Origin of the sequence: Rhodococcus sp. BP-316, from assembly GCF_019836105.1 — a bacterium.
In the GTDB taxonomy this organism is placed as follows: Bacteria; Actinomycetota; Actinomycetes; order Mycobacteriales; family Mycobacteriaceae; genus Rhodococcoides.
This window is the reverse complement of record NZ_JABUEE010000006.1, coordinates 242,479-258,225: the sequence shown is the minus strand read 5'-3', so window position 1 is coordinate 258,225 and position 15,747 is coordinate 242,479. Positions and strand designations below refer to the sequence as shown.

Genomic DNA, 15,747 nt, shown 5'->3' with positions numbered 1-15,747 from the left:
AGCCTGACCGGATGACCAGCTCAGCCACAGATCCCCTCGGCCCGATCCTGGAGCTCGAGGGGGTGCGCGACGCCGCCGAGCGGGCGCGGAACGCGTTGGGCGAGGTGCACCGGCACAAGGCCAACCGGCGCGGATGGAAGGCGACGGCAGCCGAGGCGGCGGTCCGGGCCGCGCGGGCCTCCGCCGCGATGGAGGGTTCCTCCACGGCGATGCCCGAGGACGGTGAGGCCGCTCCGCCCCTGCTCGCCGGCGCGCTGCGGGTGGCCCAGGCTCTCGACGGCGACTCCCTGCCGATCATGGTGGGCGTCTGGCAGCGGGCGCCGCTGCAGGCACTCGCGCGGCTGCACCTCCTGGCCGCCGCGGACCTGGCGACGACACAGGACGATCTCGGACGACCCCGTGCGGACGCAGCCGACCGCCTGGCGTTCCTGGCGGATCTCGTGACCGGCGCCACGAAGGCGCCCGCCCCGGTGCTGGCCGCCGTGGTGCACGGAGAACTGTTGGCGCTGAAGCCGTTCGGCACGGCCGACGGCATCGTGGCCCGGGCGGCCTCGCGGCTGGTGGCCGTGTCCACGGGCTTCGACCCCCACAATCTCGGTGTCCCGGAGATCAGTTGGGCGAAGCGGCTCGCCGCGTACCGCACCGGCGCCGACGGTTTCGCCCGCGGCACCGAGCAGGGCGTGGGGAGCTGGGTGCTGTTGTGCTGCGGCACCTTCGAGGCCGGAGCAGCCGAGGCGACCACCATCGCGGACAACTCTGTCTGACGCATGAAACGGGCGACGCTGCCGAGTTCTCACCTCGACGACGTCGCCCGTCAGCACGAACGTCGGTTACCAGGCGTGCAGAGTGGGTTGCGGCGGAGCGGACTCCGCGAGGCCTCGGCGAGAAATCGTGCGCCCGGGACTCGTGTCCGCAACCAGTGCGAAGTTCTCATCCCTGATGCGCGACTTTCGCAGGCCCACAACGCTTGTGCCATCATAGCGGCGCGCTACGCGTGGGTACTGATCGGTCGTGCTGGGGAAAGCCCGGCTGGGAGAGCGATCCTTCTCTTCCGGCCCGCTCTTGGCCTTCCGTCTTCCCGTACGACCATTTGTACTCTGTGACTCGCGCCACAGCAAGGGTTTCGCGAACCCGATCGATTCAGCGTCGCCGACGCAGCAGCGTGTACGTCGCGGCGCCCGCGGCCAGGGCGCCGAACGAGACGGCGGCCATGCCGGCCACCGTGCCCGACGACGGGGCCTGGAACCGGGCGCGCAGCGAGACCGGGTCGGAGAACGTGAGGATCGGCCATCCCCTGGCCGACGCCTCGCGGCGCAGGCCTCGATCCGGGTTCACCGCGGTGGGATGTCCGACCGCGTCGAGCATCGGCAGATCGGTGATCGAGTCCGAGTAGGCGTAGGACCGAGACAGGTCGTATCCCTCGCGCTCGGCCAACTCCTCCATGGCGGTGACCTTGCCGGGCCCGTAGCAGTAGAACGAGAGCTCGCCCGTGTACTTGCCGTCCTCGACGGCCATCCGGGTACCCATGTCGTGGTCCACGCCCAGAGCCTCCGCGATGGGCGCCACGACCTCCTCGCCGGAGGCCGAGACGATGACGACGTCGTGGCCGCGCAGCTTGTGGTCGGCGATGAGGTCGGCAGCCTCGGCGAAGACCAGCGGATCGACGATGTCGTGCAACGTCTCGGCGACGATGGCTCGGACCTGCTCGACGTCCCAGCCGGTACACATGTTGGCGATGTGGATGCGCATCCGTTCCATCTGGTCGTGATCCGCGCCCGACACCAGGAACAGGAACTGCGCGTAGCTGCTCTTGAGCACGCTCCGGCGGTTGATGAGACCCCCGTCGAAGAAGGGCTTGCTGAAGGCCAGCGTCGAGGACTTGGCGATGATCGTCTTGTCCAGATCGAAGAACGCGGCGACGCGGCCGGGGGCGTCCGGGCGGAGGGGTGTGCTCACCCCGTCAGCCTAAGGGTGCCCGGAGGTGGATCGCGGGTCACGGTGTCTCCACCTGCTTCGACGGCGCGACGGACCGACGGTCGTCCGTGTCGGTGCGGGTGGTCGGCGGTGTAAGATTTCGACTACCCGGTCTCGAACCGGGCGTGTTCAGCCCGACCCCCCGGGGCTGAACTCCGACGACCCCCGCCTCCTCCCCCCCTGGCGGGGGTCGTCCCCTACTTCCGGTGCGCTAGCACCTTCTCCGCGCCGGCGCAGGCGCCGTCCCCGGGTACCGAGTTGTCCACAGGTTCGGCTCGTCGCCCTGGCGGACCGACCGCGGACGCCGCACGATCGACGGCGTGACCGACCTCGATTCAGCACTCCTGGTGATCGTGCCCGACGCCGCACTCTCCGATCGCGTCCGGCGCATCGCCGCCGCCGCGGGTCGGGAGTCGACGCACCTCGGCGCGCTGCCGGACCGCGCGCTGTGGCAGTCCTCGGACATCGTCGTGCTGGGAACGGCAGCTGCCGAACGAGCAGTGCGGGAACACCTTTCGAGGCATCCCGGTGTCGTCGTGGTGACCGACGGACCGGCGGACGTCGAGGCCTGGCAGAGCGCGTCGCGGCTCGGCACCTCCCGTGTGCTCGCGCTGCCGGCGCAGGAGGCCGATCTCATGGGGGTGCTGTCCGCGGCCGCACGCGTCCCCGTCGGTGGCGGTGTGGTCGTGACGGTGGTGGGCGGTTGCGGCGGCGCCGGTGCGTCCGTGTTCGCCGCGGCATCGGCCGTCGTCGCGTCCCGGTCCGGGCGCACCGTGTTGATGGACGGAGACGCGGCGGGCGGCGGGATGGACCTCGTCACGGGACTCGACGGCACACCGGGCCTGCGCTGGCCGGAACTGGTGATCGACGGCGGAACCGTCACGGCCGACGCACTGCATCACGCGCTGCCCGGGCGCGGCGATCTGGCGGTGCTCTCGACCCGGCGCGAGCAGACGAACACCATCACGGCAGCGGCCTGGCGCGCCGTCGTCGACGCCGGAGTCACGGCGGGCGAGGTCGTCGTGTGCGACGTACCGCGCGCAGGCCCCATTCACGAGATGTCCGTGCAGGCGGCAGATCTGGTGGTCGTGCTGGTCCCGGCGACGGTGCGGTCGGCCGCGGCGGCGCAGTGTCTCGCCCGGTCGATCACCTCGACATCGGCCAACGTGGGAGTGGTGGTCCGCGGTCCCGCGCCGTCCGGACTGACGGCCGCGGAGGTGGCCGACGTGGTGGGTCTTCCCCTGCTCGCCTCCGTGCGCCCCGAGCGTCGACTCGCCGCGATGCTCGACGGGCGTGGACTGGTCCTCGGCCGCCGATCTCCCCTGGCGCGAGCTGCCGGCGACGTCCTGGCACTGCTCACCTCGGCGCCCACGACATGACGGGATGGGTGTCGACGGATCTGCTCGATCGCGTCCGGGTGCGCCTCGTCGACGCCGACCGGGATCCGACGCCCGCCCTCATCGCGGAGGCGCTCCGGGCCGAGGCGGGCGGCGTGCTCGGTGACGCGGATCTGCTGCGCGCACTGCATCTCCTGGACACCGAGTTCCGCGGTGCCGGCGTGCTCGACGCCGTCCTGCGCGAGCCCGGCGTGACCGACGTGTTGGTCACCGGACCCGACGACGTGTGGGTGGACCGGGGACAGGGTCTGCGGCGAGCCGGCGTCGGGTTCGGGGACGAGGCCGCCGTGCGCCGCCTCGCCCAGCGGCTGGCGCTGTCGGCCGGGCGGCGGCTCGACGATGCGCAGCCGTGGGTGGACGGTCGTCTGCCCGGAATCGATCCCGGGTCGTTCGGAGTGCGACTGCACGCCGTTCTCGCGCCGGTGGCGCAGGGCGGGACGTGCCTGTCGCTCCGCGTGCTCCGTCCCGCGACGCAGGGTCTGGCAGCGCTCGCCGCGACCGGCGCGTTCGCCGAGGGCGCCGAAGGTCTGTTGCGCCGCATCGTGTCCGGACGCCTGGCCTTCCTCGTGGTCGGTGGCACAGGAACCGGCAAGACGACATTGCTGGCGGCACTCCTCGGCGAGGTGGACGCGGCCGAGCGCATCATCTGTGTCGAGGATGCCGCCGAACTGGCGCCCTCGCACCCCCACGTGGTGCGGCTCGTCGCCCGGCCCGCGAATGTGGAGGGAGTGGGCCAGGTGGGAGTGCGCGATCTGGTGCGTCAGGCCCTGCGCATGCGTCCCGATCGCATCGTGGTGGGCGAGGTCCGCGGTGCCGAGGTCGTCGACCTGCTCACCGCGCTCAACACCGGACACGACGGCGGTGCGGGCACCGTGCACGCCAACTCGCCCGACGAGGTACCCGCACGACTCGAAGCGCTGGCGGCCCTCGGTGGGATGGACCGGGCGGCGTTGCACAGCCAGTTCGCCGCCGCGGTGCAGGTGGTGCTGCACACCGCCCGCACGCCGAGCGGGCAGCGTGTGCTGTCGTCCATCGGCGTGCTCGAACGGGACGACCGCGGGCTGTGCACCGTGGTCGACGCCTGGTCGCGAACGCGGGCACGAGGTCCAGGACTCGACGCTCTCACCGCGATCCTGCGCCGGCGGGAGGGGTCCGCGTGATGCTCGCGGCGGTCTGTCTCGCGGCGGCTCTGCTGGTGCTGCCCTGCACGGACGCGCGCCGGCGCCTCGGACCGGTGCGCCGACGCTCGCTCGTGTCCGTGCGAGTGCCGGCGCCTGCCTGGATACCCGTCGCGGCAGGCGCGGCGGCGCTGGCCCTCGGCGCCGCGGTGGGTGCCGCCGTGGCCGTCGTGCTGGGAACCGTCGCCCTGCGGCGCACCCGAGGCGCCGTGCGGGCGGACCGTCGCCGCGCGGGGGACACCCTGGCGGCGGCGCTCGAGACGGTGGTGGCCGAACTCCGCGTGGGAGCCCACCCGGCCACGGCCTGCCGCACCGCTGCACGCGAGCACCCCGGGCCGGTCGGCACCGTCTTCGCCGCGGCCGCGGCCCGTGCGGAACTGGGCGGCACGATGTCGGATGCCGTGCGTGTCGGCGGACACGGGCCGGCGTGGGACCGGGTGGGTGCCGTGTGGCGCGTGGCCGAGGTGCACGGGCTGGGTCTCGCGGCACTGCTCGACGCGGTGCGCTCCGATCTGCGCGATCGCGGACGCTCGGCCCGGCGCATCGAGGCGTCCATGGCCGGCCCGCGCGCCACGGCGATGGTCCTCGCCGCGCTGCCCGCCGTCGGCGTCCTGCTCGGCCAGGCCATGGGCGCAGCGCCCCTCGCGGTTCTCACCGGAGGCGGCGCCGGCGCCATCATGCTGGTCGTCGGAGTGGCCCTCGCCTGCGCCGGGCTGCTCTGGACCGACGCCATCGTCGCGAAGGTGGCACCGTGACGATCACTCTCGTGCTCCTCGCCGCCGCGGTGCTCGCGCTCCCGCCCGCCGTCGGTGTGCGCGCCCGGCTCCGGGTGCCGGGCGCGAACGGTTCCGCATCGGTGGGGGTGGCGCCGACGGACCACCACGCCACCGCGGGCGCGTTGGACCTGCTGTCCGCCTGTCTCCGTGGGGGACTCGACATCGGCAGCGCATCCTCGGCGGTGTCCTCCGTCGCGCCCGAACCCATGGCGTCGGCACTGCGCCGCGCCGCCCAGTTGCTCACTCTCGGAGCGGATCCCGATGCGGCCTGGTCGGCGCTGGCGGCGCATCCCGACACCGAGTCGGTGGCACGCGTCATCCTCCGCTCGGCGCGGTCGGGAACCTCGATGGCCGACGCGACCGCCGAGGCGGCAGCCGATCTGCGCGTGCGGGCCGACGATGCTGCCGCTGCCGCGGGCGAACGCGCCGGAGTGATGGTGAGCGGACCGCTGGGGCTGTGCTTCCTGCCCGCGTTCGTCTGCCTCGGCATCGTGCCCGTGGTGATCGGGCTTGCCGGGTCCGTCCTGAACGGCGGGGTGATGTGACCCCCGCCCGAGAACGCCGAGGGGGAACGTCCTCCTCGGAACACGAAGGGGGAGAACATGAGCAAGTTCCTGACCGAGGTGGGCGCGCGCATCCTGACGGTGGCGCGGGAGGACGACGGGATGTCGACGGCCGAGTACGCCATCGGCACCATCGCGGCGGCGGCGTTCGGTGCCGTGCTCTACACGGTGGTGACGGGCGACAGCATCGTGACCGCGTTGACGTCCATCATCGACAAGGCTCTGCAGACGCAGGTCTGACGGGGGACTCGGGTCTCACGGGCGACAGCGGGGCGGTGACGGTCGAGGCGGCGCTGGCGATCTCGTCGATCGTTGCCGTCCTGGTGTTGTGCCTCGGTGCGCTGGTCACCGTCACCGAGCACATCCGGTGCATCGACGCGGCGCGGGAGGGTGCCCGGCTCTCGGCGCTCGGAGACGAGAGCGCGGTGACGTCGGCGACGGCGGTGGCCCCGCCCGGTGCGCGGGTGACGGTGTCGCGCGTCGGCGATCTGGTGACGGTGCGGGTGGAGGCGTCGTCGCCGCTGCCCGGGTTGACGGTGTCGGCGAGTGCGGTGGCGACGGCGGAGCCGACGGGTGGATGACCGCGGTTCGGCGACTGTGCTGGGAGCGTTCGTCACGGCGGCGCTGGTGGTGGTGACCGCGGCGGTGGTCTCGGTGGGTGCCGCCGTCTCGGCCCGTCACCAGGCGCAGTCGGCGGCGGACCTCGCTGCGCTGGCGGGTGCCGCCGCACTGACGTCGGGGTCCGAGGCAGGGTGCGCGGCGGCGACGGCATCGGCTGCCCGGATGGATGCGGTGCTGGACGGATGCGCGGTGGAGGAGTGGGACGTGCAGGTCCGGGTGCGGGTGCGGATCGCGCTGCTGCGCTTCGGGGAGAGGGACGCGGTGGCCTCCGCGCGGGCGGGGCCGGTAAAGGAGTGATCGTGGACCAGCACCTCGGTATGTCGGTCAGCGCGACTCGGCGAGCCTGCGTACTTCCGGTGCGACGGGGCGGCCGGTCTTCACGCTGGCGGCCACGGCGGCTCGTGCAGCAGCCCGCCTCACAGAGACACGCAACTGGGGTCTCGGTGATCGTGGACTATCGACCCCGGATTCCGGGGCCTGGATTCCACGATCGCGCCAGCAGGAGCACGCCCATGCCGATGGTCCACACGTTCAGGGTGTCGAGGGCGAGCCGCTCGGTGACACCCGAGCCCAGTCCCCATTTCCCGGGGCTGAGGAAGGCGATGCCGCCCACCACGGCGATCGCACTGCAGGCGTAGGTGAATCGCGAGGCGACTCGACCGACGGATCGTGCGACACACAGCATTCCGGCGAGCTGCAGGCCGAAGTGCACCTGCGCCGCGACGGTGTGGGGGACCGGTGCGACGTCCATCGGGAGGAACCCGACGGCGCACGTCGCGAGACCGGAGAGCGCCACGAGGATCCACCCCGTCCGTGCGATGCCCACCGAGGGACGTACCAGGAGCGCCGCGCCCGCTGCGGTGGCGCCGCCCACGGCCACGAACGTCGCGTTCATGACGACGTGATCGGGCGAGCAGTAGTCGGTGCACGTCGCCGCACCGAGGGCGCTGATGACGTCGTCACGCCAGCTGTACGGGGTGGTCCAGGAACGCGAGACGATCACCTGCATCGGCCAGTAGAGGACTGTGGCGATCCACAAGGAGGCGACGCTCCGACGCAGGGTCATGACACGACGGTAGACACCGGCGTCGTGACCGGCGCATCATGAGGTGAGTCACACGTGTGACGTGCGGTAACGCGCAACCGGGTTATCGCAGGCCGAGCATCGGGGGAATCGGAATGTCGAGAGTGGCGGACGTCAAGGACGAGGCACGATCGCGGCTGCGGTGGTTCGCGGTGCACGGAGTGGTGCGCTTCTTCGCCAAACGGGGCATCAAGATCGGTGACCCGCAGGCCAAGCTCATCGCCGATCCGGTGACTCGCGCGAACCCCGGTGTCGTCTACCAGGAGATTCGCGACCGGGGAAGGATCGTCAAGGGCCGCGTCGCCTACCTCACCGTCGACCACGGGTTGATCTTCGACCTCCTGCGCTCGGACGACTACCGCACCGTCGTCGTGGGCGGCAACCTCCCGAAGCCGCTACGGGCGATCGAGCGTCGCACCCGCACCGCCGCTCTGCACCCGCTGGCGCCGCCGTCGCTGCTGTCGGTCGAGCCGCCCTCGCACACCCGCTACCGCAAGTTGGTGTCGTCGGTGTTCACCGCGCGCGCCGTCAACGCGATGCGCGACAACGTGCAGCAGGTGGCCGACACGCTCCTCGACGAACTCGTGGCCGCGGGCGGCGGCACGGTCGACATCGTCTCGTCGTACTGCGCGAAGCTTCCGGTCGCCGTCATCGGCGACATCCTCGGCGTGCCGGAGGCGGACCGCGACAAGGTGCTCGAATTCGGCGAACTCGCGGCGCCCAGTCTCGACGTCGGTCTGACGTGGTCGCAGTTCCGCGAGGTCGAGCAGGGCCTCGAGGGCTTCGACCGCTGGCTCGCCACCCACATCGCGGGACTGCGCGACAACCCGGGCGACGATCTGATGAGTCAGCTCATCGCGGCGTCCGAGGACGGGGTGTACCTGAACGATCGGGAACTCCGCGCCACCGCGGGTCTGGTGTTGGCGGCAGGGTTCGAGACGACGGTCAACCTGCTCGGCAGCGGCATCAATCTGCTGATGAACAACCCCGACCAGCTCGCGCGACTGCAGGACGATCCGTCGCTGTGGGGAACGGCCGTCGACGAGATGCTGCGACTCGAGTCGCCGGTGCAGATGACGGCCCGCGTCGCGAAGGGTTCCGTCACCCTCGAAGGCATGGACCTCGAGGCCGGCGATCTGGTGGTGTGCGTCCTCGCGGCCGGTAATCGGGACCCGCAGGTCTTCGACGACGCCGACACCTTCGACGTCGGTCGGTCCAACGCCAACAAGCACCTGTCGTTCTCGGGTGGGCGCCACTACTGCCTCGGCGCCGCACTCGCGCGCGCGGAGAGCGAGGTGGGACTGCGCACGCTGTTCGACCGCTTCCCGCATCTGTCGTCCGCCGGCACCGGCGTCAAGCGGGACACCCGTGTGCTGCACGGGTTCCGCACGCTACCGGTGGCGCTCGGCGAACCGGCCACCGTGTCTGCCTAACCCTCCAGACAGGCGAGGACGGCGTCGAGCACGCGCACGGCGCCGTCCTTGTCCAACGGATCGTTTCCGTTGCCGCACTTGGGTGACTGCACGCAGGACGGGCACCCCGAGACACACTCGCACGACGCGATGGCCTCGCGGGTCGCGGAGAGCCAGGTGCCGATGACGGCGTGGCCGCGGTCGGCGAATCCGGCGCCACCGTCGTACCCGTCGTAGACGAAGACCGTCGGCAGGCCGGTGTCGGCGTGCAGTGCCGTCGACACGCCGCCGATGTCCCATCGGTCGCATGTCGCGACGAGGGGCAGCAGACCGATGGCCGCGTGCTCCGCCGCGTGGAGCGACCCGGGGACACGTTCGGCGGTCACGCCGGCGGACTCGAGCAACTCCGGCGTGATCGTGTACATGACTGCGCGCGTGTGGAGTTCCTGCATCGGCATGTCGAGTTCCACGGAGTCGAGAATCTCTCCGGACGGCAGTCTGCGGAGGTATCCGACCACCTGGTGGCTCACCTGGACCTGCACCAGCGCGACGTCGACCTCCCCGTACGACTGCTGTTCGTGCACGTCCTCGATCACGATGTCGGTGATCTCGCGCGCCGAGGTGGTCCACTCGGGCTCCTCGGGGTGCACCACCGCGAGGCCTTCCTCGAAGTCGAGCGTGTCCACGACGAACGACTCGCCCTGATGGATGTGGACAGCGCCGGGGTGGGTCGTCGAGGGCGCGCGGCCGGCGTCGACGGTGCCGAGCATGCGTCCGGTGGAGCCGTCGACGATCGCGATCTGCGACCCGATACCGCCCCGGATGTCCACCGCCGCATGGGGGGTCGCGTCCGCGGTGATGTACCACCCGTGCGGCCGACGGCGGAGCAGACCCCGGTCCGCGAGGGACTGCGCGACGTCCTGAGCGCCGAGCTCGATCACCTCGTCGTCGGTCAGCGGGAGTTCCATGGCCGCGCAGAGCAGCTGTGGCCCCAGCACGTAGGGGTTGGTGGGATCGGTGACCGTCGCCTCGATGGGCTTGTCCAGCAACGCGGCCGGATGGTGCACGAGGTACGTGTCGAGCGGGTCGTCCCGGCCCACCAGGATCACCAGCGACCCCTGGCCGCGGCGACCGGAGCGGCCGGCCTGCTGCCAGAACGACGCGACCGTCCCCGGGAAGCCGGCGACGACGACGGCGTCGAGCCCCGCGATGTCGACGCCGAGCTCGAGTGCGTTGGTGGTGGCCACGCCGAGCAGGGTGCCGTCGGACAGCGACCGCTCGAGTTCGCGGCGGTCGTCGGCGAGGTATCCGGCCCGGTATGCCGCGATGCGCTGCGGCAGATCGGGATCGACGTCCGCGAGCAGCCGCGCGGTACCCAGTGCCGTCAGCTCCGCGCCGCGTCGGGAACGGACGAACGTCAGCGTCCGGGCGCCCTCGACGACGAGGTCGGCCATGATGCGTGCGGCCTCGGAACCGGCGGCGCGCCGGATCGGCGCCCCGTTCTCACCCGTGACGTCCAGAAGCGGTGGCTCCCACAGGGCGACGGTCCGGGGACCGTGGGGAGATCCGTCCTCGGTGATCTCCTCGCACGGTGCACCGACCAGGCGACTGGCCGCGGCCCCGGGATTCGACGCGGTGGCGCTCGCGAGAACGACGACGGGCGCGGCGCCGTAGCGCGCGGCGATGCGCCGGAGTCGTCGCAGGATCAGGGCGACGTTGGAGCCGAACACCCCTCGATACGAATGACATTCGTCGACGACGACGTACGCCAGGTTGCGGAAGAAGTGCGCCCACCGCTGATGGCCCTTGAGCAGCGAGATGTGCAGCATGTCGGGGTTGGTGAAGATCCACCGTGAGTTCGCCCGGGCCCACTGGCGCACCTCGAGGGGTGTGTCGCCGTCGTACGCACTCGGTGCGATGTCCGGGAAGCCCCGCGCGGCGAGCGAGTCCGTCATGTCCACTGCAGCCCGAAGCTGGTCTGCCCCCAGCGCCTTGGTGGGCGCGAGGTAGAGCGCGGTGGCGCGCGCGTCGGTCGACAGACGGGACAGCACGGGCATCCGGTACGCCAGCGACTTGCCCGACGCCGTGCCCGTCGAGACCACCACGTTGCGGCCCGACCACGCGAGCGACGCGGCCTCTGCCTGGTGGGTCCACGGCTGCGGGATCCCGCAGTCCTGGAAGACCTCGACGACCGCGGGCTCGAGCCACTGCGGCCATGCGGCGTACCGGGACTCACGTCCCGGCAGCTCCGCCGCATGGGTCAGCGGAGACTCTCCCGGCGGCGTTCCCGCCAGCGCTCGTCCGAGCAGCATTCCGCCGAACGAGGAGGCCGGTGCGTCGGTCGTCGTGCTCACTGTCTCTCACTCCCTCGGTGCTCGTGTCGATCGTAGAAGAACGGGCGGACAGAGCCCGCGAGGATATTTACGAAGTTGTTGTCTCGTCGACTGTCGCGCCGCCGTCCGACGTGGTTCACTGTTCTCGGTCGCAGCTTCTGTGTTCGTTTTCACGCTCGCAGGATCTAATGTTGCGAGCGCGGTGCGTGAAGCTCTGCCCACGGGGTGACTCTTGGGGGGGATCATCACAGCGGTCGGAACCGGCCCGATGGACTGTAAGTGCCGTTCATCGCATCCGGTGTTCAAGAAAAGGATAGACAAGCATGGCACAGGGAACTGTGAAGTGGTTCAACGCCGAAAAGGGCTTCGGCTTCATCGCACCCGAGGACGGCTCCGCTGACGTCTTCGTCCACTACTCCGAGATCCAGGGCAGCGGCTTCCGCACCCTCGAGGAGAACCAGCGCGTGGAGTTCGAGGTCGGACAGGGCACCAAGGGCCCCCAGGCCACGGGCGTCCGCGCCGTCTGATCTCGATCGGACAGTCTCTACCGACACGTCCCCCGTCGCCTTCCGAGGTGGCGGGGGACGTCTCGTTTCCGTGACACTGCGTCGCGGACACCACGCCGGCGGGGCGTTCGTGGCTTACTGTCGCGATCGTGAGCCAGTTGTCCTTCTTCTCCGCCGAGTCGACGCCGCCCGACGCGGCCGACCTCGCCGGGCTGCTGGCTGCGCAGGGTCAGCCCGTGATCGTGTCCGGGCGCACGCGCATCTCCGTCGTCGTCGACGCCACCTGGCGTGCCCACGCGGTGGCCGACCTGATCGAGTCGTGCGGCTTCGACGCCGAGATCACGACGACCGACGAGGGACGGCCACTGGTCCGGACCGAGCCGGTGCCCGAGCTGGCGTCGCTCGCCGCGGAGTGGGTCCGGGGAGCGGTGAAGGCGGTGCCCGGGGGTTGGGTGCCCGGACCGCGCGCCCTGCGGGCCTGGGTGGTCGCGGCGGGACGGCAGGAGGCAGGCGGCGCCCGGTTCGTCCTCGGACTCGATCCGCACGCCCCCGACACGCATCCGGTGCTCGCCCAGTCGTTGATGCGCGCCGGTGTGGCGCCGACTCTGGTGGGAACCCACGGAGGGACGCCGGCACTCCGGATCACCGGTCGGCGTCGGGTGACCAGGCTCATCGAGAACATCGGCGAGCCGCCACCGGGCGCTCTCGCCGCGGGCGGGTGGCCCGTCCTCGTGTAGAGGAAGAGGGGGACTCGGGCGGAGGTCACCGATGGTCGATGGGCCGCGGTGTCACATACGAGTTGCACGTGTGTGTCACTCTGTAGTGTGTCGGCTTCGAACGGTTCGGGGTATCGACGCAGGTGAACGGGTTCCCTCTCGCGGGGACCAGGAAGGTTCGGCAGCAGGTGGCAGCAGGAGACAGCACGGGGAACTCGTCGTCCGGCGCGTCCGGGCTTCGGCGTCTCGTGATCGTCGAGTCACCCACCAAGGCCAAGAAGATCGCGCCCTATCTGGGCAAGAACTACGTGGTCGAGGCCTCGGTCGGGCACATCCGAGATCTCCCGCGTGGTGCTGCAGACGTTCCGGCCAAGTACAAGGGCGAGTCCTGGGCTCGTCTCGGTGTCGACGTGGACCACGACTTCGAGGCTCTCTACGTCGTCAGCCCGGAGAAGAAGGGCAAGGTCGCCGAGCTCAAGAGCTTGCTCAAGGACGCCGACGAGCTCTACCTCGCCACCGACCCCGACCGCGAGGGCGAGGCCATCGCGTGGCATCTCCTCGAGACGCTCAAGCCGAAGATTCCGGTTCGACGGATGGTCTTCCACGAGATCACCGAGCCGGCCATCCTCGCCGCCGCCGCCGACACCCGCGAACTGGACACCGACCTCGTCGACGCCCAGGAGACGCGCCGCATCCTCGACCGCCTGTACGGCTACGAGGTCTCGCCGGTGCTGTGGAAGAAGGTCATGCCGAAGCTGTCGGCGGGCCGCGTCCAGTCGGTGGCCACACGTGTCATCGTGCAGCGCGAACGTGAGCGCATGGCGTTCCGATCGGCCGAGTACTGGGACATCTCGGCGCAGCTCGACGCCGGCGCCGAGGCGACGCCGCGGGCGTTCGGTGCGCGCCTGGTCAACGTCGACGGCTCTCGTGTCGCGTCGGGACGCGACTTCGGTGCCGACGGCAAACTCAAGTCCGAGGGCGTCACCGTTCTCGACGAGGCGCGCGCACGCCGGTTGTCCGAGGCTCTGGACGGTGTCGATCTGACCGTCGCATCGGTCGAGTCCAAGCCGTACACGCGTCGTCCGTACCCCCCGTTCATGACCTCGACCCTGCAGCAGGAGGCCGGGCGCAAGCTCCGCATGTCCTCCGAGCGCACCATGCGTATCGCGCAGCGGTTGTACGAGAACGGCTACATCACCTACATGCGTACCGACTCGACGAACCTGTCGGCGTCGGCGATCGATGCCGCACGTCGTCAGGCCACCGAGCTGTACGGCCCGGAGTACGTGCACGACACCCCGCGGCAGTACACCCGCAAGGTGAAGAACGCCCAGGAGGCGCACGAGGCCATCCGCCCCGCGGGTGATTCCTTCGCGACACCGGGCCAACTGCACAGCTCGCTGGACACCGACGAGTTCCGCCTCTATGAACTCATCTGGCAGCGCACCGTCGCCTCCCAGATGGCGGATGCGCGCGGAACCACTCTGTCGCTGCGCATCTCGGGCACCGCGGGTACCGGTGAGGAGTGCACCTTCGCCGCGTCGGGACGCACCATCACGTTCGCCGGCTTCCTCAAGGCTTACGTCGAGAGTGTCGACGACCAGGCCGGGGGACAGTCCGACGACGCCGAGTCCCGGTTGCCGGTTCTCGAGCAGGGACAGGCGGTCACGGCCACCGGTCTCGATCCCGACGGTCACACCACCAACCCACCGGCCCGCTTCACCGAGGCGTCGCTCATCAAGACGCTCGAGGAACTCGGCATCGGTCGCCCGTCGACGTACTCGTCGATCATCAAGACCATCCTCGACCGCGGATACGTCTACAAGCGCGGCAGCGCCCTGGTGCCGTCGTGGGTGGCGTTCTCCGTGATCGCGTTGCTGGAGGCGCACTTCGGCCGGTTGGTCGACTTCGACTTCACCGCAGGCATGGAGGACGACCTCGACGCCATCGCCGGTGGCCGCGAACGACGTGGAGACTGGTTGTCCGCCTTCTACTTCGGCGGTGAGAACGGCACGGAGGGGTCGGTCGCACGGTCCGGCGGACTGAAGAAGATGGTCGGCCAGAACCTCGAGGACATCGACGCCCGCGTCATCAACTCGATCCACCTGTTCGACGACTCCGAAGGTCGCGACGTACACGTCCGCGTCGGTCGCTACGGCCCGTACCTCGAACGGATGGTGCAGAACCCGGACGATCCCGACGGGGATCCGATCTCGCAGCGCGCCAACCTGCCCGACGACCTTCCGCCGGACGAGCTGACGCTCGAGTTCGCCGAGAAGCTGTTCGCGACTCCGCAGGAGGGTCGCAAGCTCGGTGTCGACCCGCTGTCGGGTCACGAGATCGTCGCCAAGGAAGGACGATTCGGGCCGTACGTCACCGAGGTCATCCCCGAGGAGCCCGAGCCCACCCCGGACATCGTTCCGGTGGAACAGCATTCGTCCGATGGGGGCGGCGGCACCGCCGTGGCCACCAAGGCGGCGAAGAAGGCTCCCGCCAAGAAGGCCGCGAAGAAAGCGACCGCACCGAAGCCGCGAACGGGTTCGTTGCTCAAGTCGATGGATCTCGCGACGGTCACGTTGGACGACGCGCTGAAGCTGCTGTCGTTGCCGCGCGTGGTGGGCGTCGACCCCGAGAGCAAGGAAGAGATCACGGCGCAGAACGGGCGCTACGGTCCCTACCTCAAGAAGGGCACCGACTCCCGCTCGCTGGCCACCGAGGACCAGATCTTCACCGTCTCCCTCGAGGAGGCTCTGAAGATCTACTCCGAGCCCAAGCGTCGCGGACGTCAGGGTGCCGCCACGCCGCCGCTGCGCGAACTCGGTGTGGACACTGTCAGTGGTCAGCCGATGGTGATCAAGGACGGCCGCTTCGGTCCGTACGTCACCGACGGTGAGGCCAACGCCAGCCTGCGCAAGGGCGACGAGGTGGGCACCATCACCGACGAGCGGGCCATGGAACTCCTCGCGGATCGTCGCGCTCGCGGGCCCGTGAAGAAGAAGGCCACCAAGAAGGCGCCGGCGAAGAAGGCTCCCGCCAAGAAGGCGGCAGCGAAGAAGACGCCGGCCAAGAAGGCTCCCGCGAAGAAGGCGGCCGCCAAGAAGACCGCTGCGAAGAAGGCGCCGCCCGCCGAGTCCTGAGGACCGCACCTGTCCGCGATTGCCCTTAGCGTTCTCCTCACACACGAGGA

General features: G+C 70.4%; 15 protein-coding genes. 12 read left to right on the top strand and 3 right to left on the bottom strand.

What is annotated here, in order from left to right:
- The first annotated feature begins 11 nt into the window (after positions 1 to 11).
- Entirely contained in the window at positions 12 to 764 is a 753-nt protein-coding gene (locus HQ312_RS13885; protein ID WP_056443385.1) for a hypothetical protein, read from the top strand.
- A gap of 376 nt (positions 765 to 1,140) precedes the next feature.
- Here HQ312_RS13885 and HQ312_RS13880 read toward each other — a convergent pair whose 3' ends face one another.
- Positions 1,141 to 1,956: an HAD-IB family hydrolase gene (locus HQ312_RS13880; RefSeq protein ID WP_027506702.1), complete on the bottom strand. Its 816-nt coding sequence runs from the start codon at positions 1,954 to 1,956 to the stop codon at positions 1,141 to 1,143.
- Positions 1,957 to 2,294: 338 nt separating this feature from the next.
- On the opposite strand from HQ312_RS13880, the gene ssd reads away from it, so the two are divergent.
- From ssd to HQ312_RS13845, 7 genes are read left to right on the top strand one after another with little or no spacing between them, the layout of a single operon-like run.
- Complete coding sequence (gene ssd / locus HQ312_RS13875; RefSeq protein ID WP_222638939.1) at positions 2,295 to 3,353, top strand: septum site-determining protein Ssd; 1,059 nt, start codon at positions 2,295 to 2,297, stop codon at positions 3,351 to 3,353.
- Positions 3,350 to 4,531, top strand: coding sequence for a TadA family conjugal transfer-associated ATPase (locus HQ312_RS13870; protein ID WP_222638938.1), 1,182 nt, complete (start codon positions 3,350 to 3,352; stop codon positions 4,529 to 4,531). The genes ssd and HQ312_RS13870 overlap by 4 nt, the downstream gene beginning before the upstream one ends.
- Positions 4,531 to 5,304 (top strand): type II secretion system F family protein, encoded by a 774-nt coding sequence (locus tag HQ312_RS13865; RefSeq protein ID WP_261782321.1) that lies wholly within the window; start codon positions 4,531 to 4,533, stop codon positions 5,302 to 5,304. The genes HQ312_RS13870 and HQ312_RS13865 overlap by 1 nt, the downstream gene beginning before the upstream one ends.
- A complete protein-coding gene (locus HQ312_RS13860; RefSeq protein WP_027506706.1) occupies positions 5,301 to 5,870 on the top strand; it encodes a type II secretion system F family protein in 570 nt (189 codons plus the stop codon). Before HQ312_RS13865 ends, HQ312_RS13860 begins: the two co-directional genes overlap by 4 nt.
- A gap of 57 nt (positions 5,871 to 5,927) precedes the next feature.
- Positions 5,928 to 6,128, top strand: a complete 201-nt coding sequence (locus HQ312_RS13855) for a DUF4244 domain-containing protein (protein WP_222633341.1) — start codon at positions 5,928 to 5,930, stop codon at positions 6,126 to 6,128.
- Between the two features lie 35 nt (positions 6,129 to 6,163).
- Positions 6,164 to 6,469, top strand: coding sequence for a TadE family type IV pilus minor pilin (locus HQ312_RS13850; protein ID WP_285187117.1), 306 nt, complete (start codon positions 6,164 to 6,166; stop codon positions 6,467 to 6,469).
- Complete coding sequence (locus HQ312_RS13845; protein ID WP_222633342.1) at positions 6,462 to 6,806, top strand: Rv3654c family TadE-like protein; 345 nt, start codon at positions 6,462 to 6,464, stop codon at positions 6,804 to 6,806. The genes HQ312_RS13850 and HQ312_RS13845 overlap by 8 nt, the downstream gene beginning before the upstream one ends.
- Positions 6,807 to 6,963: 157 nt before the next feature.
- Here the strand turns inward: HQ312_RS13845 and HQ312_RS13840 are convergent, their stop codons facing one another.
- Positions 6,964 to 7,575 carry a DUF998 domain-containing protein gene (locus HQ312_RS13840; protein WP_222633343.1) on the bottom strand — a complete coding sequence of 204 codons (612 nt, stop codon included), beginning with the start codon at positions 7,573 to 7,575 and terminating at the stop codon, positions 6,964 to 6,966.
- 113 nt (positions 7,576 to 7,688) lie between these two features.
- Between HQ312_RS13840 and HQ312_RS13835 the strand changes: the two genes are divergently transcribed.
- Entirely contained in the window at positions 7,689 to 9,026 is a 1,338-nt protein-coding gene (locus tag HQ312_RS13835) for a cytochrome P450 (protein ID WP_222638936.1), read from the top strand.
- Here the strand turns inward: HQ312_RS13835 and HQ312_RS13830 are convergent.
- Complete coding sequence (locus HQ312_RS13830; protein WP_056444270.1) at positions 9,023 to 11,317, bottom strand: DEAD/DEAH box helicase; 2,295 nt, start codon at positions 11,315 to 11,317, stop codon at positions 9,023 to 9,025. The genes HQ312_RS13835 and HQ312_RS13830 overlap by 4 nt on opposite strands.
- Before the next feature lie 344 nt (positions 11,318 to 11,661).
- Here HQ312_RS13830 and HQ312_RS13825 point away from each other — a divergent pair, with 344 nt between their 5' ends.
- The 3 genes from HQ312_RS13825 (at position 11,662) to topA (ending at position 15,697) form a co-directional block, all read left to right on the top strand.
- Positions 11,662 to 11,865, top strand: coding sequence for a cold-shock protein (locus HQ312_RS13825; RefSeq protein ID WP_005248460.1), 204 nt, complete (start codon positions 11,662 to 11,664; stop codon positions 11,863 to 11,865).
- Between the two features lie 128 nt (positions 11,866 to 11,993).
- Positions 11,994 to 12,581: a hypothetical protein gene (locus HQ312_RS13820; protein ID WP_222638935.1), complete on the top strand. Its 588-nt coding sequence runs from the start codon at positions 11,994 to 11,996 to the stop codon at positions 12,579 to 12,581.
- A 167-nt stretch (positions 12,582 to 12,748) separates the two neighbouring features.
- A complete protein-coding gene (gene topA, locus HQ312_RS13815) occupies positions 12,749 to 15,697 on the top strand; it encodes a type I DNA topoisomerase (protein WP_222638934.1) in 2,949 nt (982 codons plus the stop codon).
- Positions 15,698 to 15,747 lie beyond the last annotated feature (50 nt).

Bases quoted from the DNA above. Each gene is read 5' to 3' on its own strand.
- HQ312_RS13865 (WP_261782321.1), top strand. From the start codon at position 4,531: ATGCTCGCGGCGGTCTGTCTCGCGGCGGCTCTGCTGGTGCTGCCCTGC.
- HQ312_RS13885 (WP_056443385.1), top strand. From the start codon at position 12: ATGACCAGCTCAGCCACAGATCCCCTCGGCCCGATCCTGGAGCTCGAG.
- HQ312_RS13870 (WP_222638938.1), top strand. From the start codon at position 3,350: ATGACGGGATGGGTGTCGACGGATCTGCTCGATCGCGTCCGGGTGCGC.
- HQ312_RS13830 (WP_056444270.1), bottom strand. From the start codon at position 11,317: ATGCTGCTCGGACGAGCGCTGGCGGGAACGCCGCCGGGAGAGTCTCCG.
- HQ312_RS13855 (WP_222633341.1), top strand. From the start codon at position 5,928: ATGAGCAAGTTCCTGACCGAGGTGGGCGCGCGCATCCTGACGGTGGCG.
- HQ312_RS13825 (WP_005248460.1), top strand. From the start codon at position 11,662: ATGGCACAGGGAACTGTGAAGTGGTTCAACGCCGAAAAGGGCTTCGGC.
- HQ312_RS13840 (WP_222633343.1), bottom strand. From the start codon at position 7,575: ATGACCCTGCGTCGGAGCGTCGCCTCCTTGTGGATCGCCACAGTCCTC.
- HQ312_RS13835 (WP_222638936.1), top strand. From the start codon at position 7,689: ATGTCGAGAGTGGCGGACGTCAAGGACGAGGCACGATCGCGGCTGCGG.